Annotated in this window: 13 protein-coding genes; 4 read left to right on the forward strand and 9 right to left on the reverse strand. The window is 36.5% G+C overall.

Going from position 1 to position 17,879, the window contains the following annotated elements; translation table 11 throughout:
• Positions 1 to 22: 22 nt before the first annotated feature.
• A complete protein-coding gene (locus tag ACODR7_RS15690; RefSeq protein ID WP_488840457.1) occupies positions 23 to 586 on the forward strand; it encodes a Crp/Fnr family transcriptional regulator in 564 nt (187 codons plus the stop codon).
• A gap of 434 nt (positions 587 to 1,020) precedes the next feature.
• Entirely contained in the window at positions 1,021 to 1,353 is a 333-nt protein-coding gene (locus ACODR7_RS15695) for a DMT family transporter (protein WP_110366010.1), read from the forward strand.
• Positions 1,354 to 1,606: 253 nt separating this feature from the next.
• Here ACODR7_RS15695 and ACODR7_RS15700 read toward each other — a convergent pair whose 3' ends face one another.
• The 5 genes from ACODR7_RS15700 to gpmI form a co-directional block, all read right to left on the reverse strand.
• Complete coding sequence (locus ACODR7_RS15700; protein WP_488840460.1) at positions 1,607 to 2,374, reverse strand: class I SAM-dependent methyltransferase; 768 nt, start codon at positions 2,372 to 2,374, stop codon at positions 1,607 to 1,609.
• The gene (gene map / locus ACODR7_RS15705) at positions 2,374 to 3,183 is read right to left on the reverse strand and encodes a type I methionyl aminopeptidase (protein WP_110366009.1); all 810 of its coding nucleotides are present in this window, start codon (positions 3,181 to 3,183) and stop codon (positions 2,374 to 2,376) included. The genes ACODR7_RS15700 and map overlap by 1 nt, the downstream gene beginning before the upstream one ends.
• Positions 3,184 to 3,269: 86 nt before the next feature.
• Complete coding sequence (locus ACODR7_RS15710; protein WP_062670258.1) at positions 3,270 to 3,701, reverse strand: BT0820 family HAD-type phosphatase; 432 nt, start codon at positions 3,699 to 3,701, stop codon at positions 3,270 to 3,272.
• Between the two features lie 97 nt (positions 3,702 to 3,798).
• Entirely contained in the window at positions 3,799 to 4,776 is a 978-nt protein-coding gene (locus ACODR7_RS15715) for an acyl-ACP desaturase (RefSeq protein ID WP_047431293.1), read from the reverse strand.
• Between the two features lie 149 nt (positions 4,777 to 4,925).
• Complete coding sequence (gene gpmI / locus ACODR7_RS15720; RefSeq protein ID WP_488840462.1) at positions 4,926 to 6,467, reverse strand: 2,3-bisphosphoglycerate-independent phosphoglycerate mutase; 1,542 nt, start codon at positions 6,465 to 6,467, stop codon at positions 4,926 to 4,928.
• Positions 6,468 to 6,667: 200 nt separating this feature from the next.
• Between gpmI and ACODR7_RS15725 the strand changes: the two genes are divergently transcribed.
• Positions 6,668 to 6,991 carry a translation initiation factor gene (locus ACODR7_RS15725; RefSeq protein ID WP_034696743.1) on the forward strand — a complete coding sequence of 108 codons (324 nt, stop codon included), beginning with the start codon at positions 6,668 to 6,670 and terminating at the stop codon, positions 6,989 to 6,991.
• Between the two features lie 2 nt (positions 6,992 to 6,993).
• Here ACODR7_RS15725 and ACODR7_RS15730 read toward each other — a convergent pair whose 3' ends face one another.
• The 4 genes from ACODR7_RS15730 to ACODR7_RS15745 form a co-directional block, all read right to left on the reverse strand.
• A complete protein-coding gene (locus ACODR7_RS15730) occupies positions 6,994 to 7,893 on the reverse strand; it encodes a leucine-rich repeat domain-containing protein (RefSeq protein WP_488840464.1) in 900 nt (299 codons plus the stop codon).
• Between the two features lie 58 nt (positions 7,894 to 7,951).
• The gene (locus ACODR7_RS15735) at positions 7,952 to 10,105 is read right to left on the reverse strand and encodes an alkaline phosphatase PhoX (RefSeq protein WP_488840466.1); all 2,154 of its coding nucleotides are present in this window, start codon (positions 10,103 to 10,105) and stop codon (positions 7,952 to 7,954) included.
• A 333-nt stretch (positions 10,106 to 10,438) separates the two neighbouring features.
• Positions 10,439 to 14,494 (reverse strand): LamG-like jellyroll fold domain-containing protein, encoded by a 4,056-nt coding sequence (locus tag ACODR7_RS15740; RefSeq protein WP_488840468.1) that lies wholly within the window; start codon positions 14,492 to 14,494, stop codon positions 10,439 to 10,441.
• 319 nt (positions 14,495 to 14,813) lie between these two features.
• A complete protein-coding gene (locus ACODR7_RS15745; protein ID WP_488840469.1) occupies positions 14,814 to 16,643 on the reverse strand; it encodes a cytochrome-c peroxidase in 1,830 nt (609 codons plus the stop codon).
• Between the two features lie 234 nt (positions 16,644 to 16,877).
• On the opposite strand from ACODR7_RS15745, the gene ACODR7_RS15750 reads away from it, so the two are divergent.
• Positions 16,878 to 17,732: a nucleoside phosphorylase gene (locus tag ACODR7_RS15750; protein WP_488840471.1), complete on the forward strand. Its 855-nt coding sequence runs from the start codon at positions 16,878 to 16,880 to the stop codon at positions 17,730 to 17,732.
• The last annotated feature ends 147 nt before the right edge of the window (positions 17,733 to 17,879 follow it).

Consider the following 17,879-nt stretch of genomic DNA (forward strand, 5'->3'; position numbering starts at 1 on the left):
TTGACTATTAGAATTCACCTTTATGAATATAGACCAGATTCTTGATAAGGTTTACCTTCTTCCTGAAGCATCAAAAAACAGTTTAAAAGAGCATATTAGTGAAGTTTCCCATCCTAAAGGCTTTTGTCTTATGGAAGCTGACAAAGTGATTCCTTATCTGTATTTTATCCGTAAAGGAATTGCAAGAGCCTATTCTTCAACAGCTGACAATGATATTACTTTCTGGTTCGGAAGTGAGGGACAATGTATTCTCTCGATGAAAAGCTATGTGGAGGACAAACCCGGTTATGAAAGTATCGAATTACTGGAGGACTGTGATCTGTACAGAATGGAAACTGCTAATCTAAGAAAACTGTTCAATGAAGATATCCATATTGCCAATTGGGGGCGAAAGCTGGCAGAAGCAGAAATGATAAAATCTGAAGAACTGATTATTTCAAGACAGTTCAAAACTTCTCTGGAACGTTATAAAGATATTATTAATTATCAGCCGGACTTGCTTAAAAGGGTTCAGCTGGGCTATATCGCCTCTTATCTTGGAATTACGCAGGTGAGTTTAAGTAGAATCAGGGCAGAGATTAAATAGTTTTTGATTTTTAGGATGGAAGCTGGATGATGGAAGTTATAATAGTCCATTAAGGAATCTTGCTCATTTTTATTTATTAATGATTCTACGAACTTTATCTAAAAAATGTTTACTAATTATCATATGAGACAATAACATCCATCTTCATTCTTCCTGCTTCCAACTTTAAGATTTAAGAATTGAAATATTTAAAAAGTCTTATCTTTTGGCTAAAGCCAAAGGAATGATTTTTCATATTAAGAGCGGACTAAAGTCCGCCCCTATTGATATTGATATTGATATTGATATTGATATTGATATTGATATTGATATGATGTCTGCTGTTTTTTCTTCCTGCTCCCATCTTCCTTCTTTTCCACCGTCTTCATTTTTTAACAATTGTAAAATTTTTTCTCCTGTCAAATTCTGAAATTTGCATTAGAAAAATTAAAAAAATGAATTGGTTAATATTAGTTATTGCAGGATTATTTGAAGTTGCCTTCGCATCATGTCTGGGAAAGGCAAAGGAAACCTCAGGAACTGAAATGTACCTGTGGTATGCGGGATTTTTGATCGCATTGACAATCAGTATGCTTTTGCTGATCAAAGCGACTCAAACACTTCCTATTGGAACTGCTTATGCGGTATGGACAGGAATCGGAGCGGTAGGAACTGCCTTAATGGGAATTATATTCTTTAAGGATCCTGTAAGCTTTTGGAGAGTATTTTTTATTGTAACACTTATTGGCTCTGTGGTAGGATTAAAGGCTGTATCTTCCTCACATTAAAAAGCGCATAAACTTCTATCTATATTTAAAAATGGAAACCGTCTTCGTATTGAAGGCGGTTTTTTATTTTATACGGTTGAATATATGTTTTTCTTATTTTTAATTTTACCCTGAAGCAAAAGTATACAAAAGTTCAGAGGATTAGATAAATAAACAAATATTCTTTTGTATAATCAACTTCCAGAAGCATTCGCCCATTTACTGCTAATTCTTCATATAAAAACCCGTTTCAACTACTGAAACGGGTTTTGCTTTATTTTTTATAAACTACAGGTAAGATTTCATTATGCCTTAACCCGAATTTTTTTATTTCTTCTTCAGAGAATTTCTGTGAATAGAAGTTGGGTTCTACTTCAAAGCCTGCCTTTCTTAAACGGTCAAAATAATCCATTCCGTACCAACGAACGTGATCGTACTGTCCGAAGTGTTTCTGACGTTCTTTTGGATCTTTAATCGTGAAGTCTTCGTAGGTTTTCTCCAATGAATTTTTCATCGGAACCTGAAGAATTCCCCATCCGCCGGGTTTTAATACCCTATACAGCTCGCTCATTGCTTTTGCATCGTCTTCAATGTGTTCCAGAACATGGTTACAGAAAACAATATCAAAACTGTCATTTTCAAAAGGTAAATCCAGAATATCAGCCTTCACATCTACAATCGGAGAATATAAGTCTGCCGAGATATAATTCAGATTGCTCATTCTCTTGAATTTCCTTAAAAATTCCTGTTCGGGAGCAATATGCAGAACTTTATAATTTTTAATAAAAAAATCAGTTTCGTTCTGAAGATACAGCCACATCTGACGGTGTCTTTCCAAACTTAACGTTCCCGGAGAAAGTGCATTTTCTCTTTGTTTTCCATATCCGTAAGGAAGGAATTTCCTGTAAGATCTCCCATCAATAGGATCAAAGAACTGATCTCCTTTGAAAAACTGATAAATAAGCGGTCTTGCCCAGATACTCATTTTAATAAGCATAGGGCGTGGAATTTTATTCAGTAAAAGCTTCGTTACCTTTTTCATTAAAAATCCAGTTGGAACTGCTTTTCTTCATCACTTACAATCCCTAAAGCTTCGTATACATAATCAAATGTTGAAAGCAATACCGGCTTACCATTGATGACTGCCACATCATGTTCGAAGTGAGCAGATGGCATGTTATCTAAAGTAGTTACTGTCCATCCGTCATTATGGAACTTCACTTTTTCAGTTCCCATGTTAACCATTGGCTCGATAGCAATTGCTAAACCGTCTTTAATAACTTTTCCGCTTCCCTGTCTTCCGTAGTTAGGAACCTGTGGATCCTCGTGCATTTTTCTTCCCAATCCGTGTCCTACAAGCTCTCTTACCACTCCATATCCTTCTTTTTCACAATGGGCCTGGATGGCATGGGAGATATCTCCTATTCTCTTTCCTCTTACACATTGTTCAATCCCTTTGTACAGGGATTCTTTGGTAACCTGAAGTAATTTTTTAATTTCAGGCTTTACTTCTCCGATTTCAAAAGTATAGGCATGATCTCCTACAAAACCGTTCAGAATAACTCCACAGTCTACAGAAAGAACATCTCCTTCTTTTACTACATCATTGTTTGGGAAACCATGAACTACCTGCTCATTGGGAGATATACAAAGAGAGTTTGGAAATCCTCCGTAACCTAAGAATGCAGGTTCAGCACCATGATCTTTAATAAAATCATGGGCCAGTTTATCTAAATATAAGGTAGTAATCCCCGGTTTAATTTCTTTTGCCAACATTCCCAATGTTTTAGAAACCAGTCGGGCACTCTCCTTCATCAGACGTAATTCGTCTATCGTTTTTAATTGAATCATTGTATTAATTTACCAATGTATTAATAGATCAGTGTAACAATATGGATTGGTAAATTGGTACACTGTTAAATTTAAATTTTTTTATTCTACCAGAAAAGTCCTTTTTTCTTTTCTTTTTTAAGTTTTGAATAGGCAAGAACTTCTTTTCCTTCTACACGGAATTCTATTCTTTCCTGAATGATATTGTAAATCTCGCCCCAACCCGGAAATCCTCCTAAATTTCTGTCATCGATAAACCAGTCTGCATCCAATTTTCTGGACTGATTTTCAGGATCAAAAACTTCTCCTTCAAAGCTTGAGTTTACAGCATAAAATTCTATTCCGTTTTTTTTACAGAATTCTACCGCTTCATCTAATGTTTTTCCGTGTCTGTATGTCCAAAGTATCAATCTGAATCCTTCAGACTGAAGTCTTTTTAAAGTTTCGAATGCAAAAGTTTTCGGTTTTCCAATTGCCGGGTAAGCATCGTCAACAATAGTCCCGTCAAAGTCAACAGCAATCTTTTTATTATTTAACATTTTGTTCTTTTTTTAGCTTTGCAAAGATAAGAAATAAAAAGAGTGCCAAAAAGAAAGGCACTCAATACTTTTATATTTTAAATAATAATAGATCTAATTAGCTTTTTACCCAGCTAAACTGGAACTGAAGATCCGGAGTAGAAACTCTGTCTGTAATCTTCTGTAGCCTTGCAGGAAGTTTCATCAGGTATTCCTGAGCTTTTTCTGCCTTTTCTGTAAGTCCTTTTACATGCTCAATTTTCCATTCATCTAAAAGGTCTTTCATAATATTGATATAATCCTGACCTGTGTAGACCATACATCTTTGTGCAGCATCTGAGAAATGTCCCCAAAGTTCACCAGCTTTTTGTCCGGACTGTCTCATTAAGTGAGCAGGCATTACAATTTTCTTACGCATCATATCTTCAAATGCCAGAATCATTTCTGAAGGGTCTACTTCAAGGATTTTGGCTACGAAATGTTTGTATGCTTTAGCGTGTCTTGCTTCGTCTGCAGCAATTACACCACACATTTTTGCTAATTTTCCGTTTCCTGATTGTTTAGCCAATGTACCAACTCTTCTGTGAGAAATATTGGTAGCTGTTTCCTGGAAGCTTGTATAAATAAAGTTTCTGTATGGATCCATGCTGGTTCCTAAATCGAAGCCATCATTAATCAGGTATTGAGTGGTAATTTCCACTTCTCTCATGTTTACTCTTCCACACAGATAAAGATATTTGTTTAATAAATCTCCATGTCTGTTTTCTTCAGCAGTCCATGCTCTTACCCAATTGGCCCAGCCTAATTTTTCTTCCTGATTGATTCCATCAACTCCCATTAACCAAGACTCATAGGAAGGAAGAGCTTCTTCTGTGATACAGTCACCAATCAATGTTACAAAAAGATCGTAAGGCATTTCGCGGGCAAAAGTCTGAATTTCTTCTAAGTCATGTTTAAATTCTTCACTTGAAGGATCTGGTAAATAATCGGAAGGCTGCCAGATTTTTTCAATTGGCGTTAAAAATTTATCAAGAAAAGAACCTACTTCCTTTTCCAATAATCCCATTACTTCTTTCCTAACAAGCTTTTGATACATTTTACTATTCAGTTTTAATTAACAAAGATATGATTTATTTATTATTTAACGCATAATAAATTATGCAAGTCATACTTTTTCTGACATAAATCATAAAAAAATGCCGTTACTAAAGCATAACGGCATTTTTTTAATAATATTATTGAATTTTAATTAACCAAAACTTCTCCTGTCATTGCATCTGGTATTTCAACGCCCATTACTTTAAGGATTGTAGGCGCTACATCGCCAAGTTTTCCCGGCTTGAGATTCCATGTATGGTCTTTATCCATCACGATAAAAGGAACCAGGTTTGTAGAGTGCTGGGTATTAGGAGTTCCGTCTGCGTTGATCATAACATCAGAATTTCCGTGGTCGGCAAGAATAAAAACAGCATAGCCATTTTCATAGGCAGCTGCAGCCACTTTTTCAATACACTGATCCACAACCTCGGCAGCTTTTACAGCAGCTTCAAAAACACCTGTGTGCCCTACCATGTCTGTATTGGCGAAATTTAAACAAACAAAATCAGCTGTTCCCTGCTCCAGTTCCGGTACGATGGAATTGGTAATGTCATATGCTGACATTTCCGGTTTCAGGTCGTAAGTAGGAACATCTTTCGGGCTTGGACAAAGAAGTCTTTTTTCTCCTTCAAACTCCTGTTCTCTTCCTCCTGAGAAGAAGAAAGTAACATGTGGATACTTCTCTGTTTCTGCGATTCTGATCTGGGTTTTTCCATTTTTTTCAAGAATTTCGCCCATAGTTTCCGTCAGTACATTTTCATCAAAAACTACCTGTACATTCTGGAAGGTTTTATCATAGTTCGTTAATGTGATATAATAAAGATTAAGCTTTTTCATATCATATTCCGGGAAATCTTTCTGAGAAAGAACTTCTGTAATCTCTCTACCTCTGTCTGTACGGAAGTTGAAGCATATCACTACGTCGTTATCAATGATTTTTGCCACTGGTACTACATTTCCTGTAGTGGTAGTATTCATTAAAATGATGGGTTTCAGGAATTCATCGGTAACGTTGTTATCATAAGAAGTTTTAATAGAAGCCAGCGCATCTGTTGACGGCTCTCCTACTCCTTCTACAAGGGCATCATAAGCCAGTTTTACACGTTCCCATCTCTTATCTCTATCCATGGCATAGTATCTCCCAACCACTGTTGCCAGTTTTCCTGTAGTAGCTTCCATATGCTTCTGAAGCTCATCGATAAACCCTAATCCAGAGTGCGGATCACAGTCTCTGCCATCGGTAAATGCATGAACAAAAACATTTTCATTTAGTCCGAACTCTTTTGCCGCGGTCAGTAATCCTTTTAAGTGATTGATATGTGAATGTACTCCTCCATTGGAAACCAACCCGATAAAGTGTACTTTTTTATTTTCCCTTTTAGCATATTCAAAAGCATCCTGGATCACTTTTTCCTGCCCCAATGTTCCATTTTCAACGGCCATATTCAGCTTTACCAGATTTTGGTATACTACTCTTCCGGCTCCCAGGTTCATGTGCCCTACTTCAGAATTTCCCATTTGCCCTGCAGGCAGACCAACAGCCAATCCACTTGCTTCAAGTGTAGTGTGTGGAAATTTTTGGTAACAGCTGTCTATGAATGGTGTGTTTGCTTTATCTATTGCAGAAACGTCAGGGTTTGTTCCCAATCCCCATCCGTCAAGAATGGCCAGTATTGCTTTTTTCGACATTTTGTAAAACTTTTGTTAGACAAATTTACCTAATTTCCTATGAATAGAAGAATTTGAAGACTCGAATTTTACTGATTGCTGATCGTCAGGATGATCCGGGACGATTAAAAGAATTTCCATCGAATGAAAAAAGATCATTCTAATTAAAATTTCATCTTTAAACCCATTCATTAATCAGTAAATCTTTTTAATTTTGCGGTATGGATTTACGAGATCAATTGAAGAATCTTTTTCCTGATCATGAAGAGCAGGATTTTGAGATGCCTGAAGAACAATTCAAGCAGAAAGAGCCTTTGGTATGCAAGTTTGAGAAAAAAGGGAGAAACGGTAAGCCTGTAACGATTGTTGAAGGCTGGGAAGGCAGCGAGGAAGACCTGAAAAAAATCTCAAAGAAAATAAAAACCACCCTGGGTATAGGCGGCTCTGAGAAGGATGGAACGATTATCATTCAGGGAGATAACCGTGATAAAATAATGAATATCCTTAAAGAAATGGGATATAAAACCAAACGTGTTGGCGGATAGTTCTAGAAATAGATCTGGGTTTCCGGCAGTAAGGTTTTTAAGTTCTCAATGGTAGATTTTTCTATAGGATTTCCTGTAAGAATCAATGTTTTCAGATTTTTAAGTTGTTTGATTTCTACAGGAATGTCTTTCAGATTATTGTTGGCCAGATTCATGCTGACGATATTTTTCAGTCCTTTTACTTTGGGTGAAATTTCTGTGATATGATTTCCGCTTACATTCAGAAATTCAAGATTCTTTGCGTTGAAAAGATTCTCAGGGAGTTTGATGATAGCGTTCTGCTGCAGTTCAAGATATTTTAAATTTTCAGGAAAAGACAGGTTTCCAAGATCATTGATCTGATTATCTGAAAGGTTCAAAAATTTCAGGTTTTTGATCTGATCAAGTCTGTCTGCAATAAAGCTGATCTGGTTTCCCTGAAGATTGATTTCTTCCAATGCCGGAATTTCCATAAGGGCTTCCGGAAAGGTATTTAGATTATTGGCATCAAAATGTACTGCTCTTAATTTCTGAAGTTTTGCAATATTGGGATTAATGCTTGTCAGACTGTTAAGATTCATTGAAAAGGTAGTCAGTTTTTTAAGATTCCCTACCTCATCCGGAATATATTTAATGCTGTTTTCATTCACATTTAATATTTCCAGTTCTTTTAGGGCAAAGAGTTCGTGATCCATTTTCTCAAGCTTATTCGCCATAATATTCAAAAAGAATAATGAATCCAGTTTTACAATCTGAGGAGGAAGGTTAAAAAGACCTTTCTCTCTGAAACTCATACTATAGACTGTTTTTTCACTATTTAAAGCATCTTCAATATTGGTAAACGTAGGATACTTCACCGGATCAATCTGTGCTTTGGCCTGTGAAAGGGAGATCATGGAAATCAATAAGAAAAGCTTTTTCATAAACATAAAAAGGTCTGCCAGCAACCCAAGCTGCCGACAGACAAGAATTATAAATAATTTATTTCTTTACAAGTTTAACTGTTTTCTGGAATCCTCCTTCAGCTTCAATATTTAAAACCAAAACTCGCGATCCTTCCAACTGTTGTGTAAAATCAAGGTCCAATGCTTTGTTGGTTCCATTGAACTTCTTTGTGTAAACGATTTTCCCGTCTAAGCTGTAAGCTGTTACAGAAATATCTTTCAATCCTTTTACAGAATTGATTTTCACGATTCCTGAAGTTGGGTTAGGTGCTATTGTTACTGTATTTTCTTCAATTTTACTATCAATAGTTCCTAAAGTTCCTTCAGTTCCAAGGTTATTTTTAAGTGCAATTACAATTGTTGCAGATTTCCCTCTGTAATCAATCGTATTCCCTGTAGCATCAATATCTGTAGAGATGGTTGAACTTGGGTGCTGAATAGAGAAGAAACCGAATTTATGATCAGGAGTAAATGTTAATCCTGTAGGTTCTGAACCAGCCGGCATAGAAGCAAATAATCTTACTTTAGGGTTAGCCTGCGTATGATCAGGAGCAATGACCCAGATATAGTTTTTACCTCCATCCTGAAGCACCCAAAGGTTTCCAAGCTCATCGAAAGTAAGGTTGTCATTTCCGTCTCCCCAAGCTTCGGATTTCATTCCCTGAGCTGTATTGAAAGAATATACAGAAGATGATCCCCCTACAAAAGTTTCTACCTGAGAAGCAGTAGTTCCATTATCCTGAAGACGATACACTTTGTCTAATCCTTTTGCTGTAAAATAGATTTTTCCGTCTATCGGGCTGATTTCAACATCTTCCACCCCATTGAATTTTGTTCCTCCAAATGACTGGGCAAGTGATGCAGTATTGTTCTGGTCGGCTTTCATTTTGTTTGGAACCTGAACCCATGTTGCCGTAGTTCCTGCCGGATCTCCCGCTGTAGTTAATCCCTGATCTAATTTTAAAACATAAAGATTTCCGGAAGAAAGATCATTGGGAGTATCCATTACATATTTGTATACCATGTGAGTTCCGCCGTCTTCTCCATAGTAAGCTATAGTTCCTGCATTATTAATTACTACATTTTCGTGGTTCATGATTCCCATCTGCCAAAGTTTTCCTTTGGAACCATCAGTATTTTTAGAAATAACCTGTGCTGTTGCAGGATCAATTTCTACCAGCCAACCATAATCTTTATAACCATCATTGTTCACATCATTAGATGTAACAGATTCTTCAGCTGTCACCACAGTTCCCCATGGCGTAATTCCTCCTGAGCAGTTTCTGATGGTTTGTACCAAACTTGGATCTGAAAAACTTACGGCTCTTGATTTTGTCAGCTGCCAAAGCTTTGAAGTTGCATTATAATTGATTTCGGCCATGGTAACTCCTCCAGGATTCGTTTCATGGTTTACCGAAAGATATCCGTTGGTACTGCTTCCTGTTTTTGGAACGTAGCCGGTAAAGTCATTCAGACCTCCTACCATTCCTCCTCCTTCAGTATAGCTGTCTCCTTCTTTTAAAATAAGCTGATATTTATGCTCAGCAGGGATAATTAATTTATTGGTTTGTGCTGTAGGAACAATTGAAGTAAAGCAGCTGATATGTGTCCCGTTACAAGCTACAGGTGTAGTTGTATTGGTGGTTGTTTTCAGATAAGCATCAATTCTTAAATCTGAGCTGGTTGTACTTCTGTTGTGTAATTCAATAGAAAATCTGTTGACACCGTTTACAAATTTTGATTTTGGAATGGAGAAAATATTATAAACACTCTCTGCTGCTCCATCTATAGTAGTACTGGAGAAAGTATTGAATGTAACAGCACCTGCAGGCATATTATCTCTTACAACTTCTTCTCCATTAAGATATACAATAATACCGTCGTCTCTCATTACTCCAAGTTCCATAGTATCGGAAAGTGTTGAAAGATCTACTGTAAAATCTTTGGCGAAATAAGCTGTCGTAAGCCCGGAATTGATCGTAGTCGTTACCGGATCTCCATATCCTAAGGGACCGTTTCCGGTTGTCCAGGTTGAAATATCATATGTTGCAGCATTCCATCCTGCCGGCTGAGCCTGGTTGTTATCTTTATACTTCCATGACGCATTCTTATTGAATATCAGAGTCTGCGCCTGAATACCAGAACCGGCCAGTATAGCCAACGCTCCCACTGTGAGTAATTTTTTCTTCATTTTTTATTTCATTTATTAGACTTTGCAAAACTATTTTTTTAGAACTTTTCCTCTGTTAATAGGATTTTAAATCTAAATCACCCAATATTAACTTATCAAAAACCTAATGTTAATGGGATTAATTTTGTGTTACAAAAGTGTAAGTTTAATCATGTATCAAATTCGAGATAAATTGTACCTGAAACAATATTATCAACATTAACCCTATCCTTTCAGAACATAAACGCCCGAATATTCATATTTGTCTTTATGAAATTTTAGAAGCAGACCAATCAAAAAAATAAGGTATGCCAATTGACATACCTTATAAATCAAATAAAGTTTATTTTAAATTTATTTAATGATGAATTTTTCCTGAGATGTATTGGTTTTAGATATATATGATGCGATATATAATCCTTTAGGAAGATTCAGCATAATATTCTCTTCAGACCTTAAATTGAATATTTCTGCTACTTTTTTACCGGACATATCATAAACAATTAATTGTGAACCCACCCAGGCTTTTGGTACATGAACTGAAATTGGAGTACCCTGATCAGTAGGATTTGGAACAATTCTCGGCAACTTGTTTTTCTCCACTTCGGAATTAACTCCGGATAATGTAGAAGAAGAATTGGTAAGAAAAAACTGACTGAAAGAACTAACATTTAAATTTGTACTAAAGGTAACCTTTGTGTTAAGACCTGTACCGGAAACCTGATCTGCATTATCGATGCCCGCTCCCCAGGTACTTCCAAAATCATTGCTTCCTCTTTTGAAAAGACTATAAGAAGTTGCATTGGGATAATTGTTAAATCCTGCATTTTTATAAAATGATAAGGATGCAAGCGGTGAGAATGTAAGATTTGTCCCATAATTATTTATAATAGTATAGAACCCAAAATTAGTATCCGTATTTGGTAATTGATCCGGATTAATTATACCTCTTGATATCCATACATCTCCATTCGGGTAAGTACCTGAATTAAACTCCATAGCAACTCCGGCAGTTGTAAAATCTTTCACACCAGAAGACGTAACATTCATTTTTTCACTTACTCCTTCAAAAACCGGAGCATTTGAAGTTAATCTTGTATATCCTGTTCCCTGATAGGATGCAAAAGTTCCCGAGTTGTTTTTATTAACCGTAATATTCCCGGCCGATTCATTGAACTGAAGATAATACACCAGTCCATTTAAAACAGGATCTCCGGCAATACTTTTTGTCAGGTGTCTCCATTGTCTGATTTCATCAATGGATAATGGTCTATTCCATATTGCAACTTCATCCATTTCCAATTGGGTAAATCTGTTCGTATGCCCTCTTCCATAGCTTCCTAAAAATAAGATATTGAAAACTTCAGACGGCAATGCTGTATTATTGACACTTTCTTTTCCATTAACATATATTTTTACGTTCGTTCCGTTGCTTACCAATGCGATGTGTGACCATTGCCCTGCAGGAGCCTGCAAACCGGAAGACCAACTCCAGTTCGGGTGGAAACCGATAGTATTGTTACCTTCTCTGAAATTCATTCCAAATGGATTGCTGCCATCCTGGGACATAAAAATACCGCTGTAGTCGGTCTGGATACCGTTTGGTTTTATCCAGCAAGAGAATGTAAACGAATTTTTATTAAGGGCTGCATTATCTATTTTAATATAATCACCTGTGGTTTGACCTGTAAGCTTTATACTATTTCCGGGAATTTTATCCGGTTGGCTTGTTCCACACTGATTATTTATTTCAATAAAATTATTGAGTGTCTGCGTGCTTGTTCCGTATTGATCTGTTACCGTTAAAGTCACAGGATAAGTTCCGTTCGCTGCTCCCGCATAAGAAACCAACGGATTTTCTAATGTGGAAGTAGAAGGTACTCCTCCCGGAAAACTCCATTGCCATGTAGCACTTGCATTCCGTACAACGGAATAATCTTTAAACTGGACTTTTTCCGCAACCGGACAGCTAATTTTATTGTTTCCAACTGATATTAAAGCATCAGGAGGACTTATCTCATATAAAGCATGCTCAAATGCACCTCTGGATGTTCCTATTTTTAATTTATTCTCGTTGTAATTGATGAACATAAAACGGACATCGCACATGGGCAGGCCATTACCCAGCATTACCCAGTTCGGCATCACATCATTTCTGTAAAATATCCCTGCTTTATTTCCTACATACACACCGCCGTTTGAACCTCTTTGGAAAATAATTTTCGTAACAGGAGAAGCAGTAAGTACAGAAGAACTAAGATTAGTCCAGGTTGCTCCTCCGTCACCTGACTTCAATACTTTGCATACAGACTGAACACCACTGTACGTTATCCATATTTTGTCAGGATCATTATCTCCTATGGCAATATCCGATATATTGGTTTGCCCGGAAGTTACTGTGGTATTAGGGGTAATATCAGTCCATGTAAGTCCACCGTCTGTCGTCTTCCAAAGTTTATTATTGGTTAAACCTTCTACAACAATCATTACATTGGGGTTTTTAGCAGATATTTTTTCTCTGAATACCTGATTGTTGAATGTCTTTACGATAGATATACTATTTCCGTTGTCTTCGGTTTTAATAAGAGAATTTTTCCATGTTGCCAAATTCGGATTGCCTGTGGGATATTGACCCGCGTGATGGGTAATCATGGTATAATATTTATTGGGATGGAATTCTATCGAATTAAAATAAGCATAAATTCCTCCCAGATCCAGGAAATTGGGCTCATTAATGAGTGTATTCACCCCGGTTCTGAAATACCTGTAATTACTATATCCCTGACTGTAAATATATCTGTCATCTAGCGGATTAACATCTGTATTCCCCTGATCTGCACCTGTTCCGTTATACCAATCAAAACCATTGGCACTTTCCTTAATCATTACCGGGCCATGATTATTTCCCGATGCAACCAGATTGGTTTTGAAAGCACTTCCAAAGCCCCATAACTCATGGTTTCCAATACTGTTTGTTAAAGTAGTCATTGTGACTCCCAAATTGCTGGATGCTGCCATTTCTCCATCACTTCCTACCACAAATTTTCCGTTAACGAAATCCATGGATCTGATATCAGAATGGGTGTAGGATGCGGGAGTAGTAAAACTAACCCCATTATCAGTGGAAATCCTGACTTGATCCACTCCATAAGTTCCATATACAATCCTATTTTCATCATTACGATCCATCTGCATGTCACCATGATGCAAACTGTTAATTCCTCCGGAACCTGGAATCATATTGATTCTGGAATTGTCAAGTACTCCGGTTGCTTTATTAAATTTATACAGATGAACCGACTGATGCCCATAAGCATTGGCACCGCTACCTGCTGCTACATAGAATGAAGAAATATTATTTGTTGGTAAAAAAACTTTAACCCAACCAATAATTTGCCCATTAGCAGTAGCATCCAAAGTTGTAGAATTTAATTGGGTAAAGCTTGCTCCCTGATTAGTTGATTTATAAACTTTAAAAATATTATTGTTGGATGAGCTGGCAAAATAAACCGAATTCGCATCATTCGGATTCCATTCCAAAGACTCGCTTTGGGTTGAAGAATCTCCAATCTGATAATCTGCAGGAAGCCCGGTTTGTACTGCGCTCCAGGTATTTCCGCCATCACTTGTTCTGTACAATGAGATTCCCCAGTGAACAACAACAATATTAGGATTAGACGGAGAAACTGCAATGTCATAAGCTTTCCCTGAATAGCCTGCGGAAGTCATTGTGGTTGAAGTCCAGTTAAGTCCTCCATCTATAGATTTGATGAGCTGGGTATCACTTAATGCATATATTGTTTGTGGATTAGCAATGCATACATCAATATCATTATATTTAGAATCAGGAAAGCCATTGTCTACCAAATTCCAGGAAGTTCCTCCATCTATGGTACGCCAGAGTCCTCCGGTTACAAAAGATACAAAGATCTTTTGAGGGTTCGTAGGATCTATTCTGCTCAAAAATACATATCCTCCGTGATTATATTTATTGGAATAATTTGTACTCGCACTATTTACCGGCCCTATTATCGTCCAGTCACCAACTTGTGTTTGTGTAGGTAATAAGGCTGTATTTTTTACTTTAGGCTGATTCAACAATAAAGGTTCAGGGGTAACCTTTCCCTGATTATCCAAATAAAACAATTTTGTTCTTAGCCAGTCTTCGCCAATGCTTCTCGGCTTACTTTTTTCCCACCTGTGATTACCAAAATATTTGTCGAAACTGGCTTTTACTTTGAAATAATCAGCATTGTCTTTCATTTCAGAAAACCAGGGCTGGGACTTGTGCCTTAATTCGTATTCGATATCTTCATCCTCTTCAGTTTCGTTCCTTGCTGCCGGGAGACTTTGAGAATGATAAATTGCCGATATGAACAACATCGGCAATAGGAGTCGTTTTATTTTCATTATTATTCTTTTGATATTACAGTAACATCACTGAAACAAATATAATAAATATTGTTAAAAATTAAAACAATACGTATATTTTGCTAGAAAAACATATTATTAATTAATTTTAAACACATACATAATGTTGATTTTTCAGCTGATTATCTTACATCAACACAACCTTCAGTAGATTTAAATGAAGATAAGTCTAAAAACATTTTATGTTAAAATGAATAATTAAAGAAAAAAATTTGCGATAGTATTAAAGAAAATAGACAAATAATACAGGTTTTAGATTACAGAATCTCAGGCTCGTCAACAAAAACCATCATCTCGCCTATTTCGCTTTACTTACATCCGTAAGAGCATTCAGAAAGGCGATAATCTGCTTTTTTTCTGTTTCGGTGAGGTTTAACTTATCTGATGCCAGCGTTTGATTTTTCATCTTCAATCCTAATCCTTCTCCGCCACCTTCATTGTAAAAGTCGAGAACATCTTCCAGAGTGTTGAAAGCCCCGTTATGGAAATATGGTTTCGTAAGCGCAATATTTCTCACGGTTACTGTTTTGAAAGAGTAATCATAAATCCATGATTTTTCTTTTTTTACCGGGCTGTTTCCTCTTCCCAAATCCTGATCAAGTTCCACAGGAAGCTGTTTGATAGGCCTGGTAGTTATTCCCAGTACTTCGGATTCATTTTCATTAAAAAACGGAGGTACCAATCCGGAAAAAGTGGGTGCAAAATGACAGGTTGCACAATTGGCCTTTCCCATAAACAGGTTGAATCCTTTTTTCACATCATCGGAAACATTTTTTTCATTCCTCATAAAACGGTCAAAATCGCTGTCAAATGAATACAGTGAAGCCACATAAGAGCTTAATGCTTTTGAAAAGTTTTCTTTGCTTATTCTGCCATCTTTGAAGGCATTTCGGAATGCTTTTCTATATTCTGGTTTTGTTTTTAATTTCTGAATAATGCTTTCATAGCTTGTATTGAATTCCTGCTCATTATAGATGACATGTTCTGCCTGCTGCTCAAGGTAAAAGGCACGAAGATCATAGAAAAATCTTTTAGCAAAAACAGCATTATACAGAGATGGGGAATTCCTCAGCACCGTCTTCCCTTCTACATTGCTTTGTGATTTTGCTTTAAGATCTGTAAAAGCATTTTCCTGAAGATGGCAAGTCGCACAGCTCATTTTACCGTTACCGCTTAAGTTCTGATCATAGAAAATAGATTTTCCTAGTTTACGGAGTTCCGGGTTATCTTCCGAGGACTTCAGTAAAGTATAAAAATAAGGATCTAAAAAGTTGCTGCTGAAAAAGTTTTTGCTGCCCGCATTCCAGCCTGAAAATTCTTTAAGATCGTCCCGTCTTCCGTCCCATTTCCCCAACTCTTCATATAAAGGTTGTATATATTTTTTATAAAACTCAATCCTGTCAAAGGTTTCAAAATCGGTATTTTTTGAAAGGTAGTTAATTGCTTCTGTTAAAGTTTGATTGGCTTTCTGAGTATTATAATTTTTAAAATAAAGATCATCATTAATATACTTCTGCATTCCCGAAAGAGCATGGCTTGACTCCTCAGAAATATTAAGAGAACCCGGTGTATCAAAGCCTGAGACTCCAAGCGAGTAGATCCTGATCAGCTCTATGCGTAAAGGCAATGTTTTGTTGTTTCCTTTGCTCAATCCATTTTTTAAAGCACTTAGATAAAATCTGGAATAACTGTTGTATAAAAAGGCGGTAATGGTTTTGATCTTTTCTTTCTCGTTTCCTGCCTCTTCTGAAAATATCAGTTCATCAAGCACCTGCAATCCTTCAGGAGGAATTGTATATGCCGATGTTCCTGCTGCTTCAATATGGAACAATGGCGCTGCGTTAAGGTGGGTTTTTGTAAATTCCGGATAATGGTAAGCAATGTAGAATTCTATTTCTTTGAATGAGTTTCTTGTACTGCTCAGGGATTTCTGCAGTTCTTCTATAGAAATACGGTCTTCAGAGAACTTATCAACATCTGATTTCAGCTGTTCAAGCTTGGTTTTAAAGTTGGACAACCCTTTATTGATAAATGTATTTTCGCTTTCTTTTCCTTTATAAACAGGATTAAAAGACATTACTGCAAATCCTATCAGAAGGACAATTACAAGCAGTGGATAAGCTCTCATGAATTTTTAGCGGCAAAAGTATTGATCTGATGTTATCTCAGTTTTAATAGCAGATTAAATAATGTTTATATTTCTGATAACATATTTTTCACTAATTTTAAACCCCGAAATCAAATTCATTGTTCTAAAGAAACGGTTCTTCGAAATACCGAAAAAAATAATGGCGGGAAATTATTGGGAGAGGATATTTTTAATTTAAATTCAACACATCAAAAACAAAAAAATATACATATTATGCTAAACAAACTTGCTGCCTCAGAACTTGTTCTGAATGAAGACGGAAGTGTATACCATCTGAATCTTTTACCTGAAGATATTGCTGACAAAATAATCCTTGTAGGTGATCCTGACAGAGTGGCAAAAGTTTCAAAATACTTTGATACCGTAGAAATCAAAAAAAATAAAAGAGAATTTTATACGCATACAGGAACACTTCGTGGAGAAAGAATTACCGTAATGTCTACCGGTATCGGAACTGAAAACATCGATATCGTAATGAATGAACTGGATGCTTTGGTGAACATTGACCTTCAAAACAAAGAATTCAAGACTGAACACAAATCTCTGGAACTTTTCCGTATGGGAACTTGTGGAAGTGTAAACCCGGATGTACAGGTAGACAATATGCTGGTTACTCAGAATGTTGTAGGTTTGGACGGACTGATGCACTTCTATCAGGATTACAACTTCGAAAATGAGTTTTCTAAAAGCTTTATGGAAAAATTCCCTTACGAAAGAATCAAGCCAATGCTTTATTTCTCAGACTGGGCAGAAGAAATGGGAGAATATTACAAAGATGCCAAATACCACGGAAATACGGCAACATTCCCGGGATTCTATGCTCCACAAGGAAGACAGCTTCGTTTAAAGGCAGTAGATGATCAATTCCTGGAAACATTGAATGACCTTGGAATTACCAATTTCGAAATGGAAACGTCTGCGATCTATGCTCTTTCAAAATTATTAGGACACAAAGCCATTACCGTAAATAACGTTATTGCCAACAGAAGACGTGGAGAATTCTCCGCAGACCACCATGCTTCTGAGAAAAACCTTATTGAATGGGTATTGGAAAGAATTATTAAGTAATTATTTTATTTATATAGATAAAAAGAAGCCGTCTCACAACTGAGGCGGTTTTTCTTGTTAAAAAGTAAATAAATTTTATATATTTTGATTTGTTTTTTTGTATATTTATTTGGCAATCAATTAGATGTATGGCTTTTAAACATTATA

The sequence above is a fragment of the Chryseobacterium sp. FG46 genome, from assembly GCF_057809135.1.